The organism is Bradyrhizobium icense, from assembly GCF_001693385.1.
Classification (GTDB): Bacteria; Pseudomonadota; Alphaproteobacteria; order Rhizobiales; family Xanthobacteraceae; genus Bradyrhizobium; species Bradyrhizobium icense.
On sequence record NZ_CP016428.1, the window covers coordinates 4,428,490 to 4,449,636 of the forward strand.

The window sequence follows — 21,147 nt, forward strand, 5'->3', positions numbered from 1 at the left end:
CTAGTATCTCTGGTAGATGGGCTCTCATCAGTGCAACTGATGACCTTTGAGCGAAAGATCGGATTCGAACGCATCAAGCGCCTCGCGAGCGTCCTGCAGGCTCACGCCCATTCGTTCGGAAATCCGTTCCGCAATGCGCCGACGCTCGGCCAGACGAGCCATCAGCTCCGGGTCAGACAATCCGCTTAGCAATCCGCCGTGCTGCATCAGGCCGCCCCCCTCTCTTTCATGATCTGAAGATATTGGGCGCATTGGCATCCCCCTGCCCGAGCTGTCAGAAGGTTACGAAGGATCGCCGCCGGCACACCCGGCGTTTCCTTTGCCATCTCGACAACGCGCTCATCGATGAATGTGTTGATCTTGCTGCGGAGAGCTTCGATTTGCTCCTCAAGCGGCGGCGTGCGTAGTGCCATTGGATCCCTCTACTGGTTTCTGGATTGCGGCCAATTCCTGCCGCGCCTTCGCGGCCTCGCCCTGCGCCTGCCTCACAGTCTTTTCGCGCTGTCGATCGTGCGCGAAGAGGTAGCGGCGGAGGATGCAGGGCAGTTGATGAAACCGCCATTTGTGCTCTTTCGGCCAGGAACGCGGCGCCTCGGCCCGGCTGTCGATGCGATCCATTGCTTCCGCGACGATCCAGGTTGCGACCGGATTTGCGAGCCCTGCAGCCTCGTGCATGTCGGCAATGTGATCGACCACCTCGGAAAGGACGTCGATACCAAGCCCCGCATTCTCCAGCGTGAACTGGGCAACGGTTGCCGGCTGTGCAGGGAAGGATCTGACGCCCTTTGCCTCGCACCAATTCACGAAGGCGGAAAGCGCGACCATCATGGCGGGCGTCTGCTCCATCGGAGCACCGCCGAACTGACGCTTGAGGCTCGCAAGGATGGCAGCCTCGTTGCGCTGATACTGTGCCGTGCGCTCTGCCAGCTTGGCGTTTTCAAGGGCCTGGTGAACCGGGCTCGTCATCTGCCAGCCTTGATCAGGGCCTGGTGCACGGCTTCCAGCTTCATCCGAAGCGCCAGGTTGTCTCCGGTTTCCCGTGGCGTGCTGCCCTCGAAGCTATCGGACCCGGAATCCATCTCGTTGAGGATCTGAGCCCGCGCGCCCTGGTCATAAACCGGGAAAAACTCGGCCAGATATTGCGGGGTCGTCTCGACCCCATATCCGTTTCGAACCTGCGTCTTCGTGCGCTTCAGAAATTCGTTGGTCATGCTTAGGCCCTTCTCATCGAGGCAATGAGCGATCCAAGGTCTTTAGCTCCGCCCCGGCCGCTATCGATGTTAGCTCTCGCCCTCGCCGTCTTGGCGTTCAGACTGCTCGCCTGCCGCTCAGCGGATGATGCTGATACGCCCGGCCGCTGCACGGACGGAATGTCCCGAGCTGGGAAAGACTTTGGGGCGTTCATGATTTCGCGATAGCGCATGGCATCCAGCAAAACACGCTGGCCCAGCGCGCTGTTCACCGTCCGATCGTTCGCCAGCGCCTGCATCTCGTCAGGCCTCATGCCCAAGCTCTTGAGATACGGCTCAACCTTGGACTGGTACTGCTGCACAAGGCCGCGCTCAGCGCCCAGGCTCTCCGCCAGCTTGGCATCCTCTGCGGCCTTGAAAGTCCGAAGGTCCTGATGCTCAGCGTAGGAGCGCTGTTGCTGGTGCTGCTGCTGCGCCTGCGTGATGGCATGCACGCGGCCAAGAATGTTCATTGCCGACTGGAAAGCCGGCGGATCGATTTGCGATAAAACGGCTAGTCCCTGCTCGAATTGCAGCGGGGGCAAGCCCGCAAGGTGCGGAACCACCTCGCCCAGTGATGCAAGCGCGTACACCCGGGCATTTTCCAGGCCGGCCGTGTAGGCTTCGCGGCTCTGACTGGCGGTTTTCAGCTCGGCTTCAACAGCTTCCCTCACCTGCGGGTGCTTCAGCGCTTCCTCGAGCTTGGGATCGAGGCCGCTGGTTGGCTCGGTCGGGGCAGCCTCCGCTTCCTTAGCTGCCGGCTCTACCGGCTCGATTGCAGCCGGCTTTTCTGTCCCTAGAATGTGCTCTCGCAGGCTGTCGGCCCACGCTGCAACTTCCTCGTGGCCCCGCCGCTCGACGTCAATCTCGTGCATCAAGCGCCGATCGGCAAGCTCGTCGACAAGCTGGCGCTGGGTTAGAGCCTCTTTCGGCGCGTCCGGATCTTGCTCAACGGGTTCTTCGGCTGCTTCGGGCACCTCAGGTTCGCCGCGAAGCTCGGCGATAGATGCCGCCAGCTCCTTGGCGTCCTCGGGGCCCTTCTCAACCGGATCCTCTCTAGTCGTGTAGCCCATGCTGGCGTTGGCCGCGGCCTCGCCAGTGAGGTTGGCAGCGCCTTTGGTGAACCGGCCGGCGTCGTCGCGAGAAGCTTCAGCTTCCGACATCAAATGATCCTCAAAATGTAGTTGCAGACAATCGTGGGCTGCACGATTCCAAAAGCCGAGCTCGTACCGCCCTGAGCATTACCAGTGAATGTTGATGCAGACTGCGATGCACTGATAGACGCGCTCCCGCCGCCCGCTTGGAATCCACCGCCACCAGTTGTGGTATTTGGGAAAGCCGCAGCGTTATGGCTAATGCTGATCGCGCCATTGGAGATCGTGCCGGACGGGGTATAGGCTGGCAGGTTAGCGGTAACGAGTGTCTTGGATTGACTCCCGCCCGCCTCGCCCAAACCGTCACCGAAACCAGAAACCGCGTCCGTTAAGCGGCCGGCGCTAGCGTCAAGAGCTGCCGACACGCGCCCGCGCTTGTCCGGCAGATTGAACGTGGTGGTGCCGTCTCCGGTGCCGTAGGTCGTGCCCATCGCCGCGAACAAGGTCGCGTAAGTCGTGCGGCTGATCGCCTGCCCGATCGGGAAAACGAACGAGCTGTTAGGCGCAGTGGGTAGCCAGTAATCCATACCTGCGCCAAGCGGAACATTGTACGGATTGCCGTAGAAGTTCTGGAGATACCAAACCGCATCCGAATTGTTGTAAGTCGCAACGTAGGGCGTGCCCTGAATAATCGTGCCTGCCTGCAATTCCACGGAGGGCGCCGAACGCAAGGGTTTCGCGCCCAGGCCGTCAACGTTGAGCGTGACCGTTGCGCCGTTCGTGGCATGGGGCACAAACGCGAGCATCGCTCCATTCATATTCGCCAGGGAGTCGAATACCTGATTGCTGGTCACGGTGAGCGCCGTGCTCGTCCCGCCCGTGGTAATCGTGCCGCTGATATCATCCCGCCATCCCGCGGCAGATGCCATCATGGCTCTCGCACTGTCGTTCACGGAAGAGGGGGCCATGCCCTCAGGCCACTGCGCCTGTGCATCCGCCGTTCCGTTTGAAGCGGCCGTCTTCGACCATTTGTAGAACAGAAGCGCCATTAGACCGCCTCGCCCTTGTCGATCACGGGGTAGCGGCGAATGACCTTGTTGCCCTCGACAAAGGGCTGATCAGGCGCCAAGCGGTAATGCTTGTCGGGATCGAAGGGTGCGGCGTCGGCATAGATCATCGGAAGCCAGGTGCCGCGGTCGTCATCGGCGGGCTTGGCGTCGAACTTCCCAAAACCTAGGACGTTGTTGCTACCGTCAACGAGCGCCCAGGAGTCGGGGCCGGCGCCGTCCGCGTTGCCGTTGGCAGGGATGGCCGTAGGTTCGTACCCATCGGCGCGGAGAGCCCCATAGACAGCTTGGCGAATGTACTGACTCGTTAGGCCGCCTCGCTTGGCAGCCGCCTCAGCGACCATTTGTGCGGCCCTGGAGGGGAAGCGGACTTGGATAGGTCGATCGGTCATTGCTAAACCCTGACCACGGCAGAGAACTGCGCCGCAGCGGTGGTTGAGGACTCCCCGGCAGAGACAAAGCCCAGGGTGTCGCCCTTGTTGACTAGCGGCGGGTCGAACTGTCCGAAGTCGATTGAGTCCACGTCGCCGGCAGCGGAGCCCGACGCGGTAACCGTCACGGTGCTGTTAGCGACGGCCACGCCGTTGATTGTCATGCTCCAGGTGCAATCGCTGCCGGTGATACCGCCCTGGAGGCAGCTAGAAGCGCTGTACAGCTTGCCAGTGACCGGAGAGGCGACATAGGCCGTGCTCGCCGCGGAGATGTCCGCAAGGCGCGCTGTGATGTTAACGAGGTTGCTAAGAGCGGCCATCAGGTGGCCCGCCCCGCTTCAACCGGCGGCATCGTTACCGTGTCATGCCTGCGGAAGTCGGCGCCAGCGCCATAGATCGGGGCGCCGTCCTTGGTGTAGGCCTCGATGCGAGGGGCGGCGCGTGGCCTCTCCAGGCTCTTGCCGGTGCGGGTCATATGGCCGCCGTCAATCAGCCAGTTGAATACGGCTCTGGCCTCGGTGCCGTTGAGGCGCTGCAGCGGCGTTGCCGTCTGACATTGCCGGATCAACTCTTCTAGGTGCTGGTCAGACATCGGTCTGCTCCGTGATCTTGTAGCCGCGCTGCTGCATCAGCTCGAATACCGCCCGCGCTTCCATGTTCGAAAGCTGCGCAAGTGGCGTGTGCGCCTGGAGCATTCGGACAAGCTCGCCCAATCCATCTTCCGTCATCAGAAAACCCGTTCGTTTGTGCTACGGCAGATGTAGTGCAAACGACGCACAGGATCATTCACTCGGATTGACAACATCTGCGAGGTATTGCGAAGCGCTCCCAAAAGCAGCGCATAAAACGAGGCCGGAGCAACACCAGCGCAACACAAAGGACTCAAGACAAAGGACTCAAGCCTTTGATTTCTAAGAGGTGCGAGCGGATTTTGTATCTGTTGGGCCAGATATTGGCCTCTCAGAGCGGCCTTGCTTACCTCGCTGTCTCTGCCGCTGCAGAGTCTAAAACCCGATAACAGCGATAACAGAAGTAACAGAGATAACACCGGTAACAGCGGTAACAGACGAGCCCTCGCGCGCGCGTAGTCGTTGCGTTCGTCTCACGCGTTCAAGCTATCAATCTGATAGTTTGATTAAGCAGCCGCGCTCCCCAAATAATGCGCTCTCAGGAATGTTTCGATCTTCCCGAATATCTCTTCCGGGACGGATTCAGCCTCATCGCTTGGGCATATCTGCTCTATGAGGTCTGACACACGGCCCATAGCGCTCCACAGCCTCGGTGAGAGGTCTGCAGGTGGTGGGGTTGGATTGTGGGTCAGTTGGGCGGGCGGCTGCTGTACTGGCGTCTCTGGGGCTTTGGTCTGCCCCTCGGGATATGCCGAGCGGGTTCGGCCATCAATCGATGCCATCAGGTCGGAAACTTTGGGATCAACGATAACGCGCTCGATCCGCGTCGGTGCGTCGATCACATCTTCCGGCCGCTGCCATCTGATCACCATGTCAGACGGCGGGGCATCTAGTGCGGCTGCGTTCGCCTTGTCACCGTACTGCCGGCCGAACAGCTTGCTCATGGTCCATTTGAGCGTGTCCACCTTCAGCTTATCACGCTGCACCTTGGCGTGATTGGCAACCGCCACCGTCTTGTCGCCCTTTTGCTCAAGGACGATATCGCCGGACTCGTCAAACGCGATCTCTCGAATGAGGTCCGCGTAAAAGTCCATCATCGCTTCGCGGGCTCTGGCGTATTGCTCGCGGAAATCTTTGTTTCCTTCGAGCCAACGATACACCGTCACCCGGTTCGGCATTTCGTCGCCCCTGCAGATTTGGGTCAGGCTCTCGCCCTCCGCCATCCGCTCGCAAATCGAATTGCCCAGCTCAATTGTGTACGTCGATTGCGTGGTCATTGTGGTGCTAGTCATCCTCGCTGTTACCGCTGTTACCGCTGTGATCGGGGTACGCCGGTTCGGTCCAGTAACACTTGCCGATTTTCTGGATTTGGCCCGCTTTGACCATTTTTCGCAGCAAAGCGCGGGTATTATTGCGCGGTTGACCCGTGGCATCGGAGATTTCCAGCGGCGTCATTGGCTCGCTGTTATCGGCCAGCGCGCCAAGGATAACAGATCGCTCATCCGATCGACGAACCTCAGACGCTCGGCCCAGGATCGACCAGGCGCCCGCGGTGAACATAACCGCCGTCTCCTGCTCTTCGACGTCGCGGCCTCGGACATACAGCGTCCGCCCGTCCGCCTTCTGGTCCAGAACCACCGTCGTGTCTGCACAAGCCGACAAACCGTTAGAACCTGAGAGGGCTTCGAGGGGATCTTCGGCGCCTCCCTTCTTGGTGTGATGCAGGCCCAGCACACAAACTCCGTGCTTAGTTGCCCATGCCTGCAACGGCGCCCAGGTCGAATAGTCGCTTTCATAGGCGTTCTGATTTTTGTTGCCGGGTGGCTTGATGCGCTGGAGAACGTCAATGACGACGAGGCGCGGGTCTTTGACGGACGTCCGCCAATGCTCCAGCCTGTCGATAAAGCCTTGATCCAGCGACGGCGCTTCGGTCACCCAATCGAGCCGGGAAAGGTCCGGCAAGGTCTGGTCATGGGGGAATAATGATCGTATCCGCGCCTGAATGCGCCGATCGCCGTTCTCCATGTCGATGTAAAGAACATCGCCCGGCTGGCAATCTATCGAGCCCATAGCAACCCCGCCGGTTGCCACAGCCAGGGACCAATCGATCCCCAGCCATGTCTTTCCAAGCTTCTGTCTGCCAGCGAGCACGGTAAAGCCACCGTAGAGATAGCCGGGAACTATCGCCTTCAATGGCGCGAACGTCTTTGCCATCAAATCGTTGGTGTTGGTCCGCTTGAACCTGGGGACGAGCGAAGCGCCCGGCCCATCGTTTTGAACAACGGCCATACCGTCATCGCGCAACAGGGAGAACGTCATCGCGCCTCCATTCCGACCGCAATCAGGTCTTCAATGAGGGCGCCGCCGTGAGCGCTCAACAGGCTATTGGCCGTGGCGATTTCATAGAGACAATCGACCACCTCCCGCTTGCGGTGCGGGTTGCGTTGAGCCATGCCGCCCAGCAAGGCGGCCTCGATCTCGAATTGGCGAGCCATGCCGCCCAGCAAGGCGGCCTCGATCTCGAATTGGCTCAGCTTCGCGATTGCGACATTGCGGCGCGCGTCACGCATTGCCGCCGTAACGTCGTCCGTTTCGCAAATGGTGACATGTTTCAAGCTGGCGCCCTCCAGGAACGGATGCGGCAGGGCACGCGCTTGCGGAAACGACCGCCGATCGACTCGCGCACGACAATGAAGCCGCGGCCAAACACTTGGCGCGCAAGTGCATCTGAAGCTTGAATATCGGTCGGCGGTGCTATAGATTCCGTAGCGTCGTGGTAGACAACAGCTTTCGGATTGGGGCGGCCCTCGGGCTGCCCCTTTTCAATTTCGGACATGCCTCAAGCTACCTCCAGACCGCTCGCACGCTTCTGGTAGCCCTCGCGAATCTTGCTCTTGAGGCCAACCCAGCGGCCACCCTGCTTGAACACGCCGTACAACTCGCCCTTCTCGGCGAGATAGAAGGCTCGCCGCTCGGCAATGCCGGTGAAGCGGCTGATTGATTTGATCCCTTCTAGGAGGTCGTCTGCGATGTTATCCATGATCTCCGTTTCCGATGATTGCACTAAGTACGCATTACGCACTTACACGGACAAAATTTTTACTGGAGCTTCGAAAGATAGGTTTCGAGCCGAATCGCCATCACAACGTCTGGCCAGGTAGTGTCGCGCTTAGCAAAGGTCTCGCGCTGGCCGATCGTGTAGGTATAGGACCACTCGGGGGCGTCTGCCGGCCAGTTAGCTTTCCCCCTCATGAGGCGCCCCTCATATGCAAAGATGGTTTCGTGCCCTCCAGCGATGGCAAGCTCAAATTGCTCAGGAGTAGTAAGCAAAGAGGCCCGAATGATTGCAGAGATCGACAGTAATTCGCCGATTGAGATTTGCCGCTCTGCAAACGGATGAATTACACAAGCAACAATGGCTTCGCGTCGGGAGAAACGTCGATGCGTGCCGGTACCTGCACGCTCTGTCCCCCGCTCTGCCTGTATCACCCCGGCATCCGCCCACAGCTGGATAGACCGGCGTTTTGCGCCGGTAATGTTGACCAAGTCGCCTAGCGAATAGCTTTCCATCATCATAATTCCTAACATAATGCGTTTTACGTGCTTGTCAAGCGTTGCGAATTGATGTTGAATGCTTCCGGCGATTACCGGCCGCTTCAAGGGGGATTCCATGGCTACCGTTCGAAAGCGCAAGTTGCCGTCCGGCCTGATCCGCTGGCAGGCTGGTTATATGGACGGGGCCGGCAAGCGCCGCTTCAAGATGTTCGAGAGGAAGGCGGAGGCGGAAGCCTGGCTGGTCGAGGCCCGCCACGATGTCGCCCGCGGCACTCACACGCCCGGCAGCATATCCCCGACCGTGAAGGATGCGGCAGCGCTGTGGATCAAACGGTGCGGCGAGAAGCGCCTGGAGCCCATGACCGTGAAGGGGTACGAGGAACACGTCGACCTGCATATCGTCCCGTTCATCGGGGCGAGGAAGCTTTCCGAAATAACCGTTCCGGCCGTCAACGCCTTCGCCGACCAGCTCCGCGAGAACGGACGATCGGCCGAAATGATCAAGCGAGTGGTGCGCTCGCTCGGCAGCATCTTCAAGGAGGCCCGCCGGCGCGGCCTCGCCAACACGTCGCCGACGTCCGGCATCGAACTGGACTTGCCCGATCGGGAGGATCCCCGCCCCGTTATCCCGAGCAAGGCGGAGCTACAGGCGATAATCAATGCTGCGACTGGCCGCTGGCGACCGGTTATCCTTGTCGCGATCTTCTGCGGGCTGCGGGCCAGCGAGCTGCGGGGCCTCCGATGGGCAGATATCGATTTCGAGGCCAAGCAACTGAACCTCACCCAGCGGGCGGACGCCTCCCACCGGATCGGCAAGCTCAAATCTAGGGCCGCCTATCGCTCGATTCCCTGCCCTCCGATCGTGATCAACACGCTTCGCGAATGGAAGCTGGTTTGCCCCAAGCGCGACACCGGCAAGAAGGATGCGGCCGGCAAGCCGGTGGAGGTTCTGGAGCTCGCGTTCCCGAACGGGCTTGGCAAGGTGGAGAGCCATTCGAACGTTCTCGAGCGCGGCCTGGAGCCGATCCTGATCGCGGCCGGTCTGGCCGAGAACCGTCCCGTTCTGGATACTGCCGGTAACCCGGTTCTCGACAAGTCTGGAGAGCCCAAGGTGGTCATGGTCGGAAAGTACGGCATGCACTCGCTACGCCACGCCTGCGCTTCCCTGTGGATCGAGAACGGGCATAACCCAAAGCAAATACAGCGCCTCATGGGGCATAGTTCGATTAAGGTGACGTTTGACGTTTACGGCCATCTGTTCGCGGATGCCGAAGCGGATCAGCGGGCAGCCGAAACCCTGCAAAACCGCCTGCTCGGCGCCTGAAAGCAACACCTCGGCAACACGGGAGGGCTAAGCCATTGATGGGATTCAGCATCCAAAGGATTTCTACTCCGCGGGTTGCAGGTTCGAATCCTGCCGGGATCGCCACTACCATTTCGAGCTTTTCCGCAATTTCGACTTCATTCTCGTCTCGGTTTAGATATCGGCTTATGATGCCAGCCTGGGAATTGCTTCCGTTGCCCTGACAAAGGATGCGGACGTCATGCCAAAGAAGGGAATCACCGGCCACGACGAGTGGGTCGTCACGGAAGCGCTGGCGACGGCGCTGGTCGCGCTCGAACAGCTCGAGCCGACCCAACAGTCGCGCCAGCAGATGGACGATATCCGCAAAATTCTGGCGGCCAATTGTCAGCCCGGGACCATCAACCTGCATCTCGCCCAGGCCAAGTGCCGGCTGAATCCTCACGCCGATCGCGCCGTCATCTATCGCGAGTACGGATTTCAGGACTGGGAGGTCTGAACGGCGGCCTCGTGGCAAGCGTCGCCGGATGAGGCAACGGATCGCGCATGCGCGCCCGATGGCAGGCTCCGCGACATCCCGCATTTTCGCTTGTTTTACCCCGCATCTCGCTGCGTCCATGCGGGCTACTTGCGGCCTGTTGGAACAAGCTCGGATCGCTGGTGTTCTGTCGTGCGGAGGGGACCGCAATAATTCTGCGAGGAAGGCTGGGAGGATATCAGGATGAAACTGCCGCACGCATCTGCCACGGCAATAGCTCTGATTTTGGCCGCGACGATAGCCCTACCCGCATCCGCCCGCGCCCAGACCTACGATCCGAGCTACCCCGTTTGCCTCCAGGTCTACCAGGGCTTCGTGGACTACTATTTCGAGTGCCACTATCGAACGATGGCGCAGTGCCAGGCGTCGGCATCGGGCCGCTCCGCGCAATGCGTCGTTAATCCATACTACGGCGGGCCGAATGCCGGGCGCGGCAAGCGCCAGAAGCGGTACCAGTCCTATTGAGAACCGGTTCGCTTCGACGGAGCGGCGCTCGGCGCGGCTCCCACCTCGCCACTCTGTTCACCAGCCGTAGCTGCCGAGCGCCAGCGGCCTTCGTGGTGCCTTTGCCGTTCGCGTCGTATCGGGCTGCAGGCAGCGCCGCGCCGCATTGATCTCGGCATCGCTCGCGCCCTTGCTTCGCGCCCAGTGCTCTGCGGCGGGCGCACTGTATTTCGCCACGTAGTAGCGCACGACCGGACACGAAATTCGACGCAAGACACCGGATTGTTCACCCGCAAACCCGGCGCTTGGTGTTCCCAGACACAGCGCCAGCACGCACATCCAACGTAAGCTCATCTGATTCCCCTCTGCACATGAGAGAGGGCATGGCTTTTGCCGACGCATCAAGCCCGATAGCGAGTTCCGCGAGTGGAACAGCGGGCACTGTGTTGAAGCCGCAACTGCGGCAATCCGACGGACGGCAATTCCGCCGTTGATTGCGACTTTATGCGATCATTAAAATTGATTGTTTACGAAAAATACCGAACCTGATTGCCGCCCAGGGACAATTCGGTAACCTCTGCTCGCCAGGGCTCGTGAACCGTTGGTGGCCGAGAATGGAATTCGAACGCCGGTCTGTCGCAAGGACGACGATTTCGAAAAACGCGTTGCTGTTCTTTGACGCGCAGCGCGGTGTTTTCACCTGCCGCGTTCAGGATGTCACGAATTCCGGGGCTGGAATTGAACTTCACGACCTCAATCTGCTGCCCCTGAATTTCGAATTGACCTTCGACAATTTTCACAACGTTCGCGAATGCCGCGTGATCTGGCGGCAAGGCGATTTCGTCGGCGTTGCGTTTCAAAACTGATCGATCCGCGACAAGCGCCACCCCGGAGCCGCTGCGCTGACGCGGGCGGCTCAAGCCAACTCGCTCAAGGCCACCGTCGCCCGCAATCAACTCTCCAGCCAGGATGGGAGGGCAAAGGCGCCTCTGTTGGCCGGGAACCCTGGAGGGCCGTTCAAGCTGGTTCGCAGCGCGCAAACCACCTGAAGCAAAACACCTGAAGCAAAACACCTGAAGCAAAACACCTGGAGCAAAACACCTGGAGCAAAAACACCTGGAGAATGGAACCAACAGCGAGGCTCCGCGTCGAATCTCCTGCTGCCAGCCCTCCGCCGGGGTGCGCCGCCTTCGCATATCGTCCACGCTCGGGTTGTTTGGAATCTGTGACGGGAGTTCGAACATGTCCTGGGATCGTCCGTTCGCTCAGCCTGTGCCGCTCCCGAAAGGGCCGCCAGCACAAACATTGCGAGACGCCGCCAGCTATATCAGGACCCTTCCTCTCCCCGAACGTGACCGTCAGGAATGGCGGCTTGCCATCCAGATGCTCATTGATGCCGCCGAAGATCGCGGACCCATGCTGTTCGCGCGGGTGGGAATTGTCAGAGCCCTGGAGACGCGTATTGAAACGACGCTCGATAGGGAGCGCCAGGGCAAGCTGAAAGAAAGCAAGGTGAACGGAGACCGCGACGCCAGCATCTGAGCACAGATCGGCGTCACGGAAGATGGTGCCGGAGAGCCTGAAGGAGTCTCAAGTCCGGCAGTCCCAAATTGAACAAGAACTGGCGCTCGCAGCCGAAAAGAGCGACGTCCGAAGTCTTCAGGAAGCCGCCTCTTGGATCGGCCCGCAGACGCGTCGTCACCGAATGGCTGCAAGCCTGCCTACACCAAGCCCTGCCTACGCTACCTTCCTAATTCGGAAATCATCGATCCGCTTGCCGGACTTCAGTTTTGCAGCGAGCCAGCGAGGCGTCTTCCCTCGTCCTGCCCACGTCTCGGACGGCCGATCGGGATTCCGGAATTTCGGAACGACCGTTGGATATGGACGCCGCCCTGTCGATGATTTCGTGCGCTCAGCTTCGACGACGCCCTTGAGTTGTTTCAAGCGATCTTCGAGAATGCGCTTCTCTGCCAGCAGGGAAGTTGCAAGCCTTGCGGCTACCTCTTCGTGGAGTGCCCACAGCTCATCCGTGGACATTGATTTGAAGTCATTCCGGTTCACGACCGTCCCCAATCATGATTCGATAGTTGTCATCGTTGATAGCAAAACATGAGCAGAATAAGGCCTATTCAGAACCTCCTTCAGGCCGAAAAGTTCCACACGATTTGCATCGTTTACTTCAAGCAAGCATAACGGAAACTACTTGAAGGTGCACCAAATTTCCTTTCGCCGCTTCACAACTTTTGATTGATTCAGGCGCAGAGCCCCGCAATGATGTGAAACTAATGGCCTCTCATTGACGGTTCCCTAATCGCAACTGCTTCGATCGATTGATTTGCGCGTTTGATCTCGCAAATCTCCCGCAAGGCGCGCGGCGAGAAGCAAAGCGCATCGCCGGATCACGCGACGACAGATCCGGATTCCAACTCGGCGCAATGCCGCCCCATCCCCGCCACGCCGACGCCAAAGTCGAGACGGAACCTGCGTCTGGAACCCCCCGGCGGGCGCGAGCCCGTCCCGCAACAGAATGTTGACGTCATGGCAGGGTATCGCCACCGCGCAGGCCGCGGTGCTTCCAAGCTGCAGCTCGCGGCGCTTTCGCTGGTGCTGACCTCGTCGGCTGTGTGCGCGGACACATTTCAGGAAAAATGGATGGGACGGATCGCCCGGCCGCCGGCGGACGATCAGGAAGCTTCCGTTTACTGGGAAGGCAAGTGGGACGCGCGCGGCAAGCGCTTCAAGGCCAACGAGGTCTCCTGCGCGCACCGCACCGAGGCGTTCGGCACGATCTTCGTCGTAACCAATCTCGAGAACGGCAAGAAAATCCGCTGCCCTGTGCAGGACCGCGGCCCCTACGCCCGCGGCCGGGTTCTCGACTTCTCGCTCGGCGCTGCGCGCCAGATCGGCTGCGATGGCCTGTGCCGCGTCACCGTGCGCCGCGCCGGATATGAGTAGTCGCTATGCAATTCACCCCCAAGCTGTCGTCGAAACTGGGTCCTTGGTGTGCCCACAATAGCCGAGCGCTCGTCTCCCTGGGGTAGGTGATAGGAGCGGCACCCGGCTATTCGGGCCGCGCGGCGGTGCGGCCTGAACAGGAACTCATTTATGATTTAAGGGAACTTTAAAAAGCCATTGAAACATAACGATTTTGTCGAGAACACAGATTGCTCGTATCAGCACTTTCGGGCTTCCGGGGAACCGAAACGACGTGAAAACGGGCCTGAATGACCTCGCGTGAGGAAACGTAACGCCTCCTGCACGTTTTCCCGTCTTATGAATTTGAACCCGTCGAGCCCGAGGGCCACCTTGAGCCTGCCACCACCCGAATTCGATCGCGACGAGACGCTGGTGTGTATGGCGCTGGCGTTCTGCCTGGCCGGTGCATCGACCAGCATCATCTACCGCCTGCTGGGTTAAGGGCTCCGGGCCGATCATCCGGCAATTTTTCGGATCGCTTTGATCGCGGCAGCGCATGCCGACGAACGTGCCGCGCTTCCGTTTTGCGATGGAATGGTGCCGGTGGAGCGCGGCAGGCGGCGGATGCGGCTCGGCCGCGGCGATATGGAGTAGACGAGGCCCGGAGTGCCTAGGAGTCCGGGCCTCGTGGCCTCCAGTGGTAGCGCCCGTCGTGATGAACGAACGCCCTGCCCCCCGCTGCAAGCGACGGCGTTATAGATCGGCGTTTCGTGCACAGCCAATCCGTACGAGTACGGTGAGCGGGCGCCGCGCGGTTCTGTGTGACAAATTGATCAGCAAATGCGGCAGCGCGGATAACGAAGCGATATTCGGCTGGCGATTCGCTGCATTACGTCCCGCTCTAAAGGCGAGATCTGCGGCGAGCTACGACAAGCGCAGGCATTTGCCCGCGCCTACCGCTTATCGAATGGAATATACTGATGGTACTCTTTCGGTACCGAGCTCCGGTAACGCGCGGGCACCGTGCCGCGGTCGATCGAACGGTCGATCTCCTGCTGCCGGGTCATCTTGGCCGGTTTCCTTTTCTTCGGCGCCGCCTTCTCCTTTTCGGCCGCGGCGGCTTCCGGCGCGGCGGGGGAAGACGTTCCCGTTGCGGCGGTGCCGCCACCCGGCGTGCCCTGCGCCAGCGCGACGGCCGGCAGGAGTACGAGAGCCGCCGCCGACGCGGCCAGCACAAGACGAGACGGCTTTTGCATGGAAAACTCCAGTTTCGGCCTGCTCCGTTTCCAGCCCGATCCTATTACGTCCGCAGCCGTCCGCACACCGGGAATTTGGCGAGGCGGACGGGCGTGGACCGGCTATGCTTGACCCGGCTGCAGGTCGTGAAAACGAAAGCCACCCGGCTGCACTGCCAGTCCGGACCAAGCGCTGCGCTCAAGACCGGCTCTGGCGTAGACAGGCCGAACGGAAAGAAACCGATGGCGCAGGCCAGCAACGCGATGGCGGCGGCGGCGAGAACGAGGCTTTTGCGGTTCCACCAATTGTGCGGCATGGCGGTCGCTCCCTGTTTCGGAAGCCCGGAAAATAGGATCGCCCCGCCGCGGTGCCTGTGAACGGCTTCACACTACACGGGTTTGTGCGCGAGCCCGATGGATGCGGAAATGGGTATAACTCACGTAAATCCGTTGCGCGCGCGCAACCCTTGATCGACACTGCACGTTCGGGGCGAGCGCGTGTGCGGAGCGTGCAATGGACGAGCAGGAAGCGGGCAAACAGGATTCCGGCAAGCAGGAAGCGAGCTACGACTACCACCGCTACAAGCAATTGCTGGCGGAAGCGGTCGACGAGACCAAGCGGCTCGAGCTGATCGAGATCATGATCAGGGAAAAGGCCCGCGACAGGCTGGAGGCGCAGCGGATCGCGGATCGCGTAGCGATGACGGCGATGACGGTTGCACGCGTCCTCGGGCCGAGGGGACGTCGGGATAATTTCTAGAAAAGCGATCACTTCTCCGAAGCAGCATCACCAGCGAGCCAACCAACCCGCTCAGCGCACAGGCGCGAAGCCCATATTGAAGGACCGCCAACGCCCCGGGCGGGCTTCGGTCGCCGTTGCCATCCCGTGAAGCGACCGGCCGACGTGATCCCGCTCATCGGCATCAATTTGGGCCATTTGCTGCTCACGCAAGCCTCCCCTGCTCTACCCGCCCCTTTTCGACGCTGGCATTTTGCCTCGGGTTCACTTACCTAGGCGCCATCCCGCGCGCGTGGCGCGCCCAACCCCAAGAGTGAAAGCGACAAGGCCTCCTTTATGAGTGGATTCAAGGAACCTAACTTCGCGGACCGCCAGAAGGCCGCGATGCAGGCGCGGCAGAACATCCTGAACAAGTTTCGCGCCCAGCCGGGACCCGACGATCCCGAGGTGAAGCGCCGCCAGGCCGAGCGCGAGGCCATAGCCGCCGCCCGCGCCAAGGCGAGAGAGGCCAAGGAAGCCGAAAAGGCCGAACAGAAACGTCGCGAGGCCGAGGCCGCCGCGGCGGAAGCCGCGAGAATCGCGCGCGAGAAGGAAGAAGAGGCCGCTAGGCAGGCGGCGCTCGAGGCTGAACAAAAGGCCAAGCGCGACGCGCGTTACGCCGCGCGCAAGACCAAGGGCAAGAAGAAGTAGGCCTGCGATCCGCGTTCGATTCTGGCGCGCTCTCGTCATTCCGGGATGGTGCGTTAGCACCGGACCCGGAATCTCGAGATTCTGGGCCCGGTCCTTCACCCCGGAACGACGGTGCGGCTCAGTTTTTCTTCATGCCGTCTTCTTTTTTCATGCCGTCCTTCATCATCCCGTCGTGCTTCATGCCGTCCTTCTTCATCATCCCGTCCTCCTTCTTCATGGCGTCCTTGGACATGGACTCCTTCTTCATGCCGTCGCCTTTGCCCATTTTGTCCTGAGCGAAGGCAGCCGGCGCGAACGCGAGGCCGAGCGAAACGAGCGCGGCAGAAAGGCAGAGGCCGATACGGGTCGTGGTGGTGGTCATGGGATGGGCGTCCTTGGTTTGGGTTGGCTTCTCGAAAGCGACGTCTGCCGCTTCCCCAACGACGATGGCGCGACCGGGTTTGTTACCGACAACACCCCAGAGTTCAGCAATTCTCACGGTTAGTTGAAGCGGCAATTCAAGGGGCTGACGCTCCGCGAGCGCCAAAGTCGGCCGTCGCATCGGATATGCCCCCCACCACCTGCAACAGGTCGGTTCGCACCGCCTCTATATGCTGCTCCAGAAACCGGCAGGCCTTCTCGGTCTCCCGCATCCGACACAGTTCGATCAGGTGCGCGTGTTCTTTTTCGGCCTTCCCCATCGCTTTCGTATTTGAGAGCTGCAGGCGCGTGTAGCGATCGCTGGTTTGCAAGAGCGCCACCACGATCGCCTTGGTACGCGGCCGCCGCGCGTGAACATACAGCGCCATATGGAAATCAGCATTGAGCTGGCCCCACTCGCTGATGTTGCCCGCCTGGATCGCCTTCTCAAACCGCTTCTGGATGTCGTCCAGCGCGGCAAAGTCTCGTTCCGTAAAATGCGGCGCCGACTGGGCCAAGAGTCGCGGCTCCATGATCCCTCGGAGATCGAACACGTCGTTGATTTCGTCCAGCGACAACTCCGAAACGATCGCGCCCTTTTGCGGGACGATGCGCACCAGCCCCTCCGCCTCGAGCTGAAACAGCGCTTCGCGCACCGGAATGCGGCTGACGCCGTAGGCCTCACCCAGCGCATCCTGCCGCAGTTGTGAGCCGGCCGGATAAGTCCCGTCGAGAATGGACTGCCTGAGCTGGTCGACGATCGCAGCCGACAGCGTCCGGTGCTTCAGAGGGACTTTCATCTGATCTTCCGTCGTCATCGCCGGCCTTTCGGATCGAGGCGGCCCTGTTTCGCACGTTGACGTGGTCCCGCCCCAGCAAAAGCCGAAGCGCCCCACAATCTCCATTTGACAAGATTGTATAAATTATACAATTTCGAATGGCACGAGAAATCTTGATGGGTAGCGGGACTCTTTATGATCGAGCAGGCGATTGCGGATGCGCCGGCGCTCAGCGCCCGGGGGGTCGTTGTCAGGGCTTCGAGTCTCCTGCTCGCTTTCGAGCGCATCGCCTTGATGGGACTGATGTATCTGCTGACGGCTCTGATCATGGTGAACGTCGTCACCCGCTATTCGCACTTCCCGATCTACTGGATCGATGAATCGGCGGTCTATTGCGTGGTCTGGCTGACCTTTATCGGCGCCTCTGCGATGACGCGGCTCAGGCTCGATTTCGCCGTCACCATGATGACCGAGCGACTCTCGGCGCGGAATCAGAAGTTCGCGAGGATCGTCGCGACGGGCATGGTCGTCGTGTTCGGCGTGGCGCTGATCATCACCTGCTTCCTCTGGATGGATCCGATCGGGCTTGCCCGCGCCGGCTTCGACGCGCGCAAGCTTGCCGCCGAGACGTTCAATTTCCTCTACACCGAGCGCACCCAAACGCTGAACTGGCCGACCTGGGTGCTCTATCTGACGCTGCCGATCTTCGCGGTCTCCATGACCATTCATGGCCTGGCAAACCTGCTCGAAGATCTCGAACTGGTGCCACGGACACCGCCCAAAGGCTTTCAGCTCTCCGAGCTCGACGGGGTCAACTAGTGATCACGTCAGCCGCCTTCATCGCGATCATGCTGGTCGGGGTACCGATCGGCCTCTGCCTCTGCCTTGCCGGGTTCGTCTACATCATCGCGTCAGGCAATCCGGTTCTGTTTCAGTCCTACCCGCTGCAGCTTTTCGGCGGCGTCGACAGTTACGGCCTGATCGCCATCCCGCTGTTCATCCTGATCGGCGAAATCATGAACGGGGGCGGCATTACGCGGCGCATCGTCGACATGGCGATGGCCTTTGTCGGCTCGCTGAAGGGCGGACTCGCCTACGTCAACATCCTCGCCAACATGTTCATCTCCTCCATCCTCGGCTCCGCGACCGCGCAGGTCGCGATCATGGCGCAGATCATGGTGCCGGAGATGGAGAAGAAGGGCTACGACAAGACCTTTGCGGCTGGGCTAACCGCCTATGGCGGCATGCTCGGGCCGATCATTCCACCGTCAGTGATGTTCGTCGTCTACAGCGTGCTGGCGCAAGTATCGGTCAGCGACATGCTGATTGCCGGCATCGTGCCGGGCGTGATCCTGACGGTAATGTTCTGCATCGTCATCGCCCTGATGGGGTACATCTACAACTATCCCAAGGCCGACTATCAGACGCCGCGGCAGCGGGTCGCGACGATCCTGCGGACGTCGCCGACGTTGTTAATCCCTATCGTCATCGTTGGCAGCATTCTCGGTGGACTCGCCAACGCAACGGAGTCCGCGGCCGTCGGCGCAGTAGCCGCCGCTCTCGTCGGAAAATTCTGGACCAAGGAGTTCAGGTTTTCGCAGCTCCCACAGATGATGCTGCGCGCGGGGATCTACTCGGCCATCGTGCTGTTCCTGGTCGCGGCGGCGGCCGTGTTCTCCTGGGTGCTGGTGTTCGGCAAGGTGCCGCAGGAGACCGCCGCATGGATCCAGTCGGTCGCCAAGGATCCCGTCAGCTTCATGCTGCTTTGCAACGTGATCCTGCTGGTGATCGGCACGGTCATCGACGGCATTCCCGGCCTGATCATGACGGTGCCGATCCTGCTGCCGGTCGCGACCGAGGTCTATCATATCGACCCGCGTCAGTTCGGCGTGGTCGTGGTGATCAACCTGGTGCTTGGATTGCTGTCGCCTCCGGTCGGTCTCTGCTTCTTCGTTGCCGCCGCCGTCACCGGCGCCAAGCCCGGCAAGATGTTCATGGTGACGCTGCCGCTGTTCGGCATCTCCTGCATCCTGCTGGTGCTGCTCTCGATTTATCCCTCCCTTTCCCTCGTCCTCATCAAGTAGGTCCAAACCCCTTAAGGAGCATTGTCATGTCGCTTTCACGTCGCCGCTTCCTTGCCGCCAGCGCGGCCGTGCCGCTGTTCGCGCCGTCGCTGGCGCTGGCGCAAGCCAAGGAATTCCGCCTCGGCCTGATTACGCCCAATGGCCATTCCTGGAACAAGGCAGCGCTAAAACTCGGCGACGACCTCAAGGCAGCGACCAATGGCCGCCTGACCATGACGGTCTTCCACTCCGGCCAGCTCGGCAACGAGCCGGCCATGATGCAGCAATTGCAGTCGGGCGCGCTCGACATGGGCTTCATCCAGGCGGCCGAGCTCGGCTCGCGCGTGCCGCATATCGCGGCGATCAACGCGCCCTACATCGTCCGCTCGACGCCATCGGTCGCAAAGTTCGTCCGGCATCCGGCCGCGATCAAGCTGTTCGAGGTGCTGCCGCAGGAAACCGGCACGATCGGCCTCGGCTGGGGCATCACCGGCATGCGTGCCATCTTCTCGTCGAAGGATTTGACTGGTCTGCCCGATATCAAGGGCATGAAGCTGCGCATCAACCCGACGCCGGTCTACCGCGATTTCTATTCGTCGCTGGGCGCAGCACCGACACCGATCCCCACGCCCCAGGTGTTCGATGCGATGGCGAACGGCCAGGTCGACGGCCTCGAGGCGGATCTGGAGTTCTCCTGGAACCAGCGCTTCGACAAGGTCTCAAAGGTCATCCTGCAGATGAACGCCGTCTTCATGCCAATGGCAGCCATCGTCTCCGGCCGCGTCTGGCAATCGCTGCCGGCAGCCGACCGGGAGCTGATCACCAAAACCGTCAAGTCCACGCTCGACGCGCAAATCGATGAATTGGCCGGCAATGAGCCGAAGCTGATCGAGAACTTCAAGAACGCGCCGATCCCGATCCGCCAGGTCCCGGCCGGCGATACCGAAGCGGTCATTGCCGAGTTCGACAAGATCTGGCTGCCCAAGGCCCCCGTCCTCGCCGAACTGCGAAAAGTCGGCGCGACGCTCTGATCCCACCCATCGTCTTCAAGCCAAAGCCCGGCGGATGCGTCAATCCGCCGGGACAATCCCAATGGAGCCAACAATGAGCCCACGTATTTCCTGGGAAGGCGTCTTCCCGGCCGTCACCACGCAATTCAATGACGACCTCTCGCTCAATATCGATGCGACCGCGAAGGTCATGGATGGTTTGATCCGCGACGGCGTTTCCGGATTGATCGTCTGCGGGTCCGTCGGCGAGAACACTTCGCTGGAGCGCAAGGAAAAGATCGCCATCATGGAGGCGGCCAGATCGGTCGCCGCCGGCCGCGTGCCCGTGTTGTGCGGCATTGCGGAGTTCACGACCGCCTTTGCCGTCGAAACCGCCAGGGAAGCGGCACGCGTCGGCATCGACGGCGTGATGGTGATGCCGGCGCTGGTCTATTCGTCCAAGCCGCATGAGACCGCCGCGCACTTCCGCGCGGTTGCGAGCGCGACCGACCTGCCGGTCATGCTCTACAACAATCCGCCGATCTACAAGAACGACGTGACGCCGGACATTCTGGCCTCGCTCGCCGATGTCGAAACCGTCGTCTGCTTCAAGGATTCTTCCGGCGACACACGGCGGTTCATCGACACCCGCAACATGGTCGGCGACCGCTTTGTGCTGTTCGCCGGCCTCGACGACGTCATTGTCGAGAGCGTGGCGATGGGCGCCGTCGGCTGGGTCTCCGGCATGTCGAACGCCTTCCCGCGCGAAGGCGAGACGCTGTTTCGCCTCGCCAAAGCAGGACGCTATGCCGAGGCGATGCCGCTCTACGAATGGTTCATGCCGCTGTTGCACCTCGATGCGCGTCCGGATCTCGTCCAGTGCATCAAGCTTTGCGAGCACATCATGGGCCGGGGGACTGCGCTGACACGTCCGCCTCGGCTGGCGCTGCTGCCGCACGAGAAGGCAGAGGTCGAGGCCACCATGGCCAAGGCGCTGAAGAACAGGCCGGCGCTGCCGAATGTCGGCCTGAAGGCGGCGTAGGCGGC

At 60.9% G+C, this 21,147-nt stretch carries 33 protein-coding genes; 12 read left to right on the forward strand and 21 right to left on the reverse strand.

What is annotated here, in order from left to right; genetic code table 11:
• Nucleotides 1-27: 27 nt before the first annotated feature.
• The 15 genes from LMTR13_RS40885 to LMTR13_RS20885 form a co-directional block, all read right to left on the reverse strand.
• Nucleotides 28-207 carry an HU family DNA-binding protein gene (locus tag LMTR13_RS40885; protein ID WP_156795695.1) on the reverse strand — a complete coding sequence of 60 codons (180 nt, stop codon included), beginning with the start codon at nucleotides 205-207 and terminating at the stop codon, nucleotides 28-30.
• A complete protein-coding gene (locus LMTR13_RS20825) occupies nucleotides 207-413 on the reverse strand; it encodes a hypothetical protein (protein WP_065729458.1) in 207 nt (68 codons plus the stop codon). Before LMTR13_RS20825 ends, LMTR13_RS40885 begins: the two co-directional genes overlap by 1 nt.
• Nucleotides 388-966, reverse strand: a complete 579-nt coding sequence (locus tag LMTR13_RS20830) for a hypothetical protein (RefSeq protein WP_083219110.1) — start codon at nucleotides 964-966, stop codon at nucleotides 388-390. Before LMTR13_RS20830 ends, LMTR13_RS20825 begins: the two co-directional genes overlap by 26 nt.
• Entirely contained in the window at nucleotides 963-1,211 is a 249-nt protein-coding gene (locus LMTR13_RS20835; protein ID WP_065729459.1) for a hypothetical protein, read from the reverse strand. Before LMTR13_RS20835 ends, LMTR13_RS20830 begins: the two co-directional genes overlap by 4 nt.
• Before the next feature lie 2 nt (nucleotides 1,212-1,213).
• Entirely contained in the window at nucleotides 1,214-2,392 is a 1,179-nt protein-coding gene (locus tag LMTR13_RS20840) for a hypothetical protein (protein ID WP_065729460.1), read from the reverse strand.
• Nucleotides 2,392-3,372, reverse strand: coding sequence for a tail fiber protein (locus LMTR13_RS20845; protein ID WP_065729461.1), 981 nt, complete (start codon nucleotides 3,370-3,372; stop codon nucleotides 2,392-2,394). Before LMTR13_RS20845 ends, LMTR13_RS20840 begins: the two co-directional genes overlap by 1 nt.
• Nucleotides 3,372-3,782, reverse strand: a complete 411-nt coding sequence (locus LMTR13_RS20850; RefSeq protein WP_156795697.1) for a hypothetical protein — start codon at nucleotides 3,780-3,782, stop codon at nucleotides 3,372-3,374. The genes LMTR13_RS20845 and LMTR13_RS20850 overlap by 1 nt, the downstream gene beginning before the upstream one ends.
• Nucleotides 3,783-3,784: 2 nt before the next feature.
• Complete coding sequence (locus LMTR13_RS20855) at nucleotides 3,785-4,141, reverse strand: hypothetical protein (protein ID WP_065729463.1); 357 nt, start codon at nucleotides 4,139-4,141, stop codon at nucleotides 3,785-3,787.
• The gene (locus tag LMTR13_RS20860) at nucleotides 4,141-4,413 is read right to left on the reverse strand and encodes a hypothetical protein (protein WP_156795698.1); all 273 of its coding nucleotides are present in this window, start codon (nucleotides 4,411-4,413) and stop codon (nucleotides 4,141-4,143) included. Before LMTR13_RS20860 ends, LMTR13_RS20855 begins: the two co-directional genes overlap by 1 nt.
• Nucleotides 4,414-4,956: 543 nt before the next feature.
• The gene (locus tag LMTR13_RS20865) at nucleotides 4,957-5,727 is read right to left on the reverse strand and encodes a terminase small subunit-like protein (RefSeq protein ID WP_156795699.1); all 771 of its coding nucleotides are present in this window, start codon (nucleotides 5,725-5,727) and stop codon (nucleotides 4,957-4,959) included.
• 7 nt (nucleotides 5,728-5,734) lie between these two features.
• Nucleotides 5,735-6,769, reverse strand: coding sequence for an AAA family ATPase (locus LMTR13_RS20870; protein ID WP_065729466.1), 1,035 nt, complete (start codon nucleotides 6,767-6,769; stop codon nucleotides 5,735-5,737).
• Nucleotides 6,766-7,065 carry a hypothetical protein gene (locus LMTR13_RS20875; RefSeq protein ID WP_156795700.1) on the reverse strand — a complete coding sequence of 100 codons (300 nt, stop codon included), beginning with the start codon at nucleotides 7,063-7,065 and terminating at the stop codon, nucleotides 6,766-6,768. The genes LMTR13_RS20870 and LMTR13_RS20875 overlap by 4 nt, the downstream gene beginning before the upstream one ends.
• Nucleotides 7,062-7,286 (reverse strand): hypothetical protein, encoded by a 225-nt coding sequence (locus tag LMTR13_RS40890; RefSeq protein ID WP_156795701.1) that lies wholly within the window; start codon nucleotides 7,284-7,286, stop codon nucleotides 7,062-7,064. The genes LMTR13_RS20875 and LMTR13_RS40890 overlap by 4 nt, the downstream gene beginning before the upstream one ends.
• 3 nt (nucleotides 7,287-7,289) lie before the next feature.
• Nucleotides 7,290-7,490 (reverse strand): DNA-binding protein, encoded by a 201-nt coding sequence (locus LMTR13_RS20880; RefSeq protein ID WP_156795702.1) that lies wholly within the window; start codon nucleotides 7,488-7,490, stop codon nucleotides 7,290-7,292.
• 59 nt (nucleotides 7,491-7,549) lie between these two features.
• Nucleotides 7,550-8,110 carry a hypothetical protein gene (locus tag LMTR13_RS20885; RefSeq protein WP_156795703.1) on the reverse strand — a complete coding sequence of 187 codons (561 nt, stop codon included), beginning with the start codon at nucleotides 8,108-8,110 and terminating at the stop codon, nucleotides 7,550-7,552.
• Between the two features lie 10 nt (nucleotides 8,111-8,120).
• On the opposite strand from LMTR13_RS20885, the gene LMTR13_RS20890 reads away from it, so the two are divergent.
• The 3 genes from LMTR13_RS20890 (at nucleotide 8,121) to LMTR13_RS20900 (ending at nucleotide 10,311) form a co-directional block, all read left to right on the forward strand.
• Nucleotides 8,121-9,329 carry a tyrosine-type recombinase/integrase gene (locus LMTR13_RS20890; RefSeq protein ID WP_065729470.1) on the forward strand — a complete coding sequence of 403 codons (1,209 nt, stop codon included), beginning with the start codon at nucleotides 8,121-8,123 and terminating at the stop codon, nucleotides 9,327-9,329.
• Nucleotides 9,330-9,549: 220 nt separating this feature from the next.
• Complete coding sequence (locus tag LMTR13_RS20895; RefSeq protein WP_065729471.1) at nucleotides 9,550-9,807, forward strand: hypothetical protein; 258 nt, start codon at nucleotides 9,550-9,552, stop codon at nucleotides 9,805-9,807.
• A 222-nt stretch (nucleotides 9,808-10,029) separates the two neighbouring features.
• A complete protein-coding gene (locus tag LMTR13_RS20900; RefSeq protein ID WP_065729472.1) occupies nucleotides 10,030-10,311 on the forward strand; it encodes a DUF3551 domain-containing protein in 282 nt (93 codons plus the stop codon).
• Between the two features lie 57 nt (nucleotides 10,312-10,368).
• Here the strand turns inward: LMTR13_RS20900 and LMTR13_RS20905 are convergent, their stop codons facing one another.
• Nucleotides 10,369-10,644 carry a hypothetical protein gene (locus LMTR13_RS20905; RefSeq protein ID WP_065729473.1) on the reverse strand — a complete coding sequence of 92 codons (276 nt, stop codon included), beginning with the start codon at nucleotides 10,642-10,644 and terminating at the stop codon, nucleotides 10,369-10,371.
• 260 nt (nucleotides 10,645-10,904) lie between these two features.
• Here LMTR13_RS20905 and LMTR13_RS43705 point away from each other — a divergent pair, with 260 nt between their 5' ends.
• Together LMTR13_RS43705 and LMTR13_RS40900 are read left to right on the forward strand one after the other, a co-directional pair.
• On the forward strand, nucleotides 10,905-11,156 hold the full coding sequence (locus tag LMTR13_RS43705) for a PilZ domain-containing protein (RefSeq protein ID WP_065729474.1): 252 nt from the start codon (nucleotides 10,905-10,907) through the stop codon (nucleotides 11,154-11,156).
• A 376-nt stretch (nucleotides 11,157-11,532) separates the two neighbouring features.
• Nucleotides 11,533-11,832 carry a hypothetical protein gene (locus LMTR13_RS40900; protein ID WP_156795705.1) on the forward strand — a complete coding sequence of 100 codons (300 nt, stop codon included), beginning with the start codon at nucleotides 11,533-11,535 and terminating at the stop codon, nucleotides 11,830-11,832.
• Nucleotides 11,833-12,027: 195 nt separating this feature from the next.
• On the opposite strand, the gene LMTR13_RS20915 is transcribed toward LMTR13_RS40900, so the two are convergent.
• Complete coding sequence (locus LMTR13_RS20915; protein WP_236843038.1) at nucleotides 12,028-12,363, reverse strand: H-NS histone family protein; 336 nt, start codon at nucleotides 12,361-12,363, stop codon at nucleotides 12,028-12,030.
• 465 nt (nucleotides 12,364-12,828) lie between these two features.
• Between LMTR13_RS20915 and LMTR13_RS20920 the strand changes: the two genes are divergently transcribed.
• Nucleotides 12,829-13,245: a septal ring lytic transglycosylase RlpA family protein gene (locus LMTR13_RS20920; RefSeq protein WP_156795706.1), complete on the forward strand. Its 417-nt coding sequence runs from the start codon at nucleotides 12,829-12,831 to the stop codon at nucleotides 13,243-13,245.
• Between the two features lie 914 nt (nucleotides 13,246-14,159).
• On the opposite strand, the gene LMTR13_RS20925 is transcribed toward LMTR13_RS20920, so the two are convergent.
• On the reverse strand, nucleotides 14,160-14,462 hold the full coding sequence (locus LMTR13_RS20925; protein WP_065729476.1) for a hypothetical protein: 303 nt from the start codon (nucleotides 14,460-14,462) through the stop codon (nucleotides 14,160-14,162).
• A gap of 44 nt (nucleotides 14,463-14,506) precedes the next feature.
• Nucleotides 14,507-14,758: a hypothetical protein gene (locus LMTR13_RS20930; RefSeq protein WP_065729477.1), complete on the reverse strand. Its 252-nt coding sequence runs from the start codon at nucleotides 14,756-14,758 to the stop codon at nucleotides 14,507-14,509.
• 197 nt (nucleotides 14,759-14,955) lie between these two features.
• On the opposite strand from LMTR13_RS20930, the gene LMTR13_RS20935 reads away from it, so the two are divergent.
• Nucleotides 14,956-15,201 carry a hypothetical protein gene (locus LMTR13_RS20935; protein WP_065729478.1) on the forward strand — a complete coding sequence of 82 codons (246 nt, stop codon included), beginning with the start codon at nucleotides 14,956-14,958 and terminating at the stop codon, nucleotides 15,199-15,201.
• Nucleotides 15,202-15,516: 315 nt separating this feature from the next.
• A complete protein-coding gene (locus tag LMTR13_RS20940; RefSeq protein ID WP_065729479.1) occupies nucleotides 15,517-15,870 on the forward strand; it encodes a DUF6481 family protein in 354 nt (117 codons plus the stop codon).
• A gap of 118 nt (nucleotides 15,871-15,988) precedes the next feature.
• Here LMTR13_RS20940 and LMTR13_RS20945 read toward each other — a convergent pair whose 3' ends face one another.
• Together LMTR13_RS20945 and LMTR13_RS20950 are read right to left on the reverse strand one after the other, a co-directional pair.
• Nucleotides 15,989-16,231 (reverse strand): pentapeptide MXKDX repeat protein, encoded by a 243-nt coding sequence (locus tag LMTR13_RS20945; RefSeq protein ID WP_065732853.1) that lies wholly within the window; start codon nucleotides 16,229-16,231, stop codon nucleotides 15,989-15,991.
• A gap of 136 nt (nucleotides 16,232-16,367) precedes the next feature.
• Entirely contained in the window at nucleotides 16,368-17,069 is a 702-nt protein-coding gene (locus LMTR13_RS20950) for a GntR family transcriptional regulator (protein ID WP_065732854.1), read from the reverse strand.
• 174 nt (nucleotides 17,070-17,243) lie between these two features.
• Between LMTR13_RS20950 and LMTR13_RS20955 the strand changes: the two genes are divergently transcribed.
• The 4 genes from LMTR13_RS20955 (at nucleotide 17,244) to LMTR13_RS20970 (ending at nucleotide 21,142) form a co-directional block, all read left to right on the forward strand.
• On the forward strand, nucleotides 17,244-17,867 hold the full coding sequence (locus tag LMTR13_RS20955; RefSeq protein WP_065729480.1) for a TRAP transporter small permease: 624 nt from the start codon (nucleotides 17,244-17,246) through the stop codon (nucleotides 17,865-17,867).
• On the forward strand, nucleotides 17,867-19,132 hold the full coding sequence (locus LMTR13_RS20960) for a TRAP transporter large permease (RefSeq protein ID WP_065729481.1): 1,266 nt from the start codon (nucleotides 17,867-17,869) through the stop codon (nucleotides 19,130-19,132). The genes LMTR13_RS20955 and LMTR13_RS20960 overlap by 1 nt, the downstream gene beginning before the upstream one ends.
• Nucleotides 19,133-19,158: 26 nt before the next feature.
• A complete protein-coding gene (locus tag LMTR13_RS20965; RefSeq protein WP_065729482.1) occupies nucleotides 19,159-20,142 on the forward strand; it encodes a TRAP transporter substrate-binding protein in 984 nt (327 codons plus the stop codon).
• Nucleotides 20,143-20,215: 73 nt separating this feature from the next.
• On the forward strand, nucleotides 20,216-21,142 hold the full coding sequence (locus tag LMTR13_RS20970; protein ID WP_065729483.1) for a dihydrodipicolinate synthase family protein: 927 nt from the start codon (nucleotides 20,216-20,218) through the stop codon (nucleotides 21,140-21,142).
• Nucleotides 21,143-21,147 lie beyond the last annotated feature (5 nt).

Excerpts from the sequence above, each read along its gene's own strand:
- LMTR13_RS40885 (WP_156795695.1), bottom strand. The coding sequence starts at position 207 with ATGCAGCACGGCGGATTGCTAAGCGGATTGTCTGACCCGGAGCTGATG.
- LMTR13_RS20825 (WP_065729458.1), bottom strand. The coding sequence starts at position 413 with ATGGCACTACGCACGCCGCCGCTTGAGGAGCAAATCGAAGCTCTCCGC.
- LMTR13_RS20830 (WP_083219110.1), bottom strand. The coding sequence starts at position 966 with ATGACGAGCCCGGTTCACCAGGCCCTTGAAAACGCCAAGCTGGCAGAG.
- LMTR13_RS20835 (WP_065729459.1), bottom strand. The coding sequence starts at position 1,211 with ATGACCAACGAATTTCTGAAGCGCACGAAGACGCAGGTTCGAAACGGA.
- LMTR13_RS20840 (WP_065729460.1), bottom strand. The coding sequence starts at position 2,392 with ATGTCGGAAGCTGAAGCTTCTCGCGACGACGCCGGCCGGTTCACCAAA.
- LMTR13_RS20845 (WP_065729461.1), bottom strand. The coding sequence starts at position 3,372 with ATGGCGCTTCTGTTCTACAAATGGTCGAAGACGGCCGCTTCAAACGGA.
- LMTR13_RS20850 (WP_156795697.1), bottom strand. The coding sequence starts at position 3,782 with ATGACCGATCGACCTATCCAAGTCCGCTTCCCCTCCAGGGCCGCACAA.
- LMTR13_RS20855 (WP_065729463.1), bottom strand. The coding sequence starts at position 4,141 with ATGGCCGCTCTTAGCAACCTCGTTAACATCACAGCGCGCCTTGCGGAC.
- LMTR13_RS20860 (WP_156795698.1), bottom strand. The coding sequence starts at position 4,413 with ATGTCTGACCAGCACCTAGAAGAGTTGATCCGGCAATGTCAGACGGCA.
- LMTR13_RS20865 (WP_156795699.1), bottom strand. The coding sequence starts at position 5,727 with ATGACCACGCAATCGACGTACACAATTGAGCTGGGCAATTCGATTTGC.
- LMTR13_RS20870 (WP_065729466.1), bottom strand. The coding sequence starts at position 6,769 with ATGACGTTCTCCCTGTTGCGCGATGACGGTATGGCCGTTGTTCAAAAC.
- LMTR13_RS40890 (WP_156795701.1), bottom strand. The coding sequence starts at position 7,286 with ATGTCCGAAATTGAAAAGGGGCAGCCCGAGGGCCGCCCCAATCCGAAA.
- LMTR13_RS20880 (WP_156795702.1), bottom strand. The coding sequence starts at position 7,490 with ATGGATAACATCGCAGACGACCTCCTAGAAGGGATCAAATCAATCAGC.
- LMTR13_RS20890 (WP_065729470.1), top strand. The coding sequence starts at position 8,121 with ATGGCTACCGTTCGAAAGCGCAAGTTGCCGTCCGGCCTGATCCGCTGG.
- LMTR13_RS20895 (WP_065729471.1), top strand. The coding sequence starts at position 9,550 with ATGCCAAAGAAGGGAATCACCGGCCACGACGAGTGGGTCGTCACGGAA.
- LMTR13_RS20900 (WP_065729472.1), top strand. The coding sequence starts at position 10,030 with ATGAAACTGCCGCACGCATCTGCCACGGCAATAGCTCTGATTTTGGCC.
- LMTR13_RS20905 (WP_065729473.1), bottom strand. The coding sequence starts at position 10,644 with ATGAGCTTACGTTGGATGTGCGTGCTGGCGCTGTGTCTGGGAACACCA.
- LMTR13_RS43705 (WP_065729474.1), top strand. The coding sequence starts at position 10,905 with ATGGAATTCGAACGCCGGTCTGTCGCAAGGACGACGATTTCGAAAAAC.
- LMTR13_RS40900 (WP_156795705.1), top strand. The coding sequence starts at position 11,533 with ATGTCCTGGGATCGTCCGTTCGCTCAGCCTGTGCCGCTCCCGAAAGGG.
- LMTR13_RS20920 (WP_156795706.1), top strand. The coding sequence starts at position 12,829 with ATGGCAGGGTATCGCCACCGCGCAGGCCGCGGTGCTTCCAAGCTGCAG.
- LMTR13_RS20925 (WP_065729476.1), bottom strand. The coding sequence starts at position 14,462 with ATGCAAAAGCCGTCTCGTCTTGTGCTGGCCGCGTCGGCGGCGGCTCTC.
- LMTR13_RS20930 (WP_065729477.1), bottom strand. The coding sequence starts at position 14,758 with ATGCCGCACAATTGGTGGAACCGCAAAAGCCTCGTTCTCGCCGCCGCC.
- LMTR13_RS20935 (WP_065729478.1), top strand. The coding sequence starts at position 14,956 with ATGGACGAGCAGGAAGCGGGCAAACAGGATTCCGGCAAGCAGGAAGCG.
- LMTR13_RS20940 (WP_065729479.1), top strand. The coding sequence starts at position 15,517 with ATGAGTGGATTCAAGGAACCTAACTTCGCGGACCGCCAGAAGGCCGCG.
- LMTR13_RS20945 (WP_065732853.1), bottom strand. The coding sequence starts at position 16,231 with ATGACCACCACCACGACCCGTATCGGCCTCTGCCTTTCTGCCGCGCTC.
- LMTR13_RS20950 (WP_065732854.1), bottom strand. The coding sequence starts at position 17,069 with ATGAAAGTCCCTCTGAAGCACCGGACGCTGTCGGCTGCGATCGTCGAC.
- LMTR13_RS20955 (WP_065729480.1), top strand. The coding sequence starts at position 17,244 with ATGATCGAGCAGGCGATTGCGGATGCGCCGGCGCTCAGCGCCCGGGGG.
- LMTR13_RS20965 (WP_065729482.1), top strand. The coding sequence starts at position 19,159 with ATGTCGCTTTCACGTCGCCGCTTCCTTGCCGCCAGCGCGGCCGTGCCG.
- LMTR13_RS20970 (WP_065729483.1), top strand. The coding sequence starts at position 20,216 with ATGAGCCCACGTATTTCCTGGGAAGGCGTCTTCCCGGCCGTCACCACG.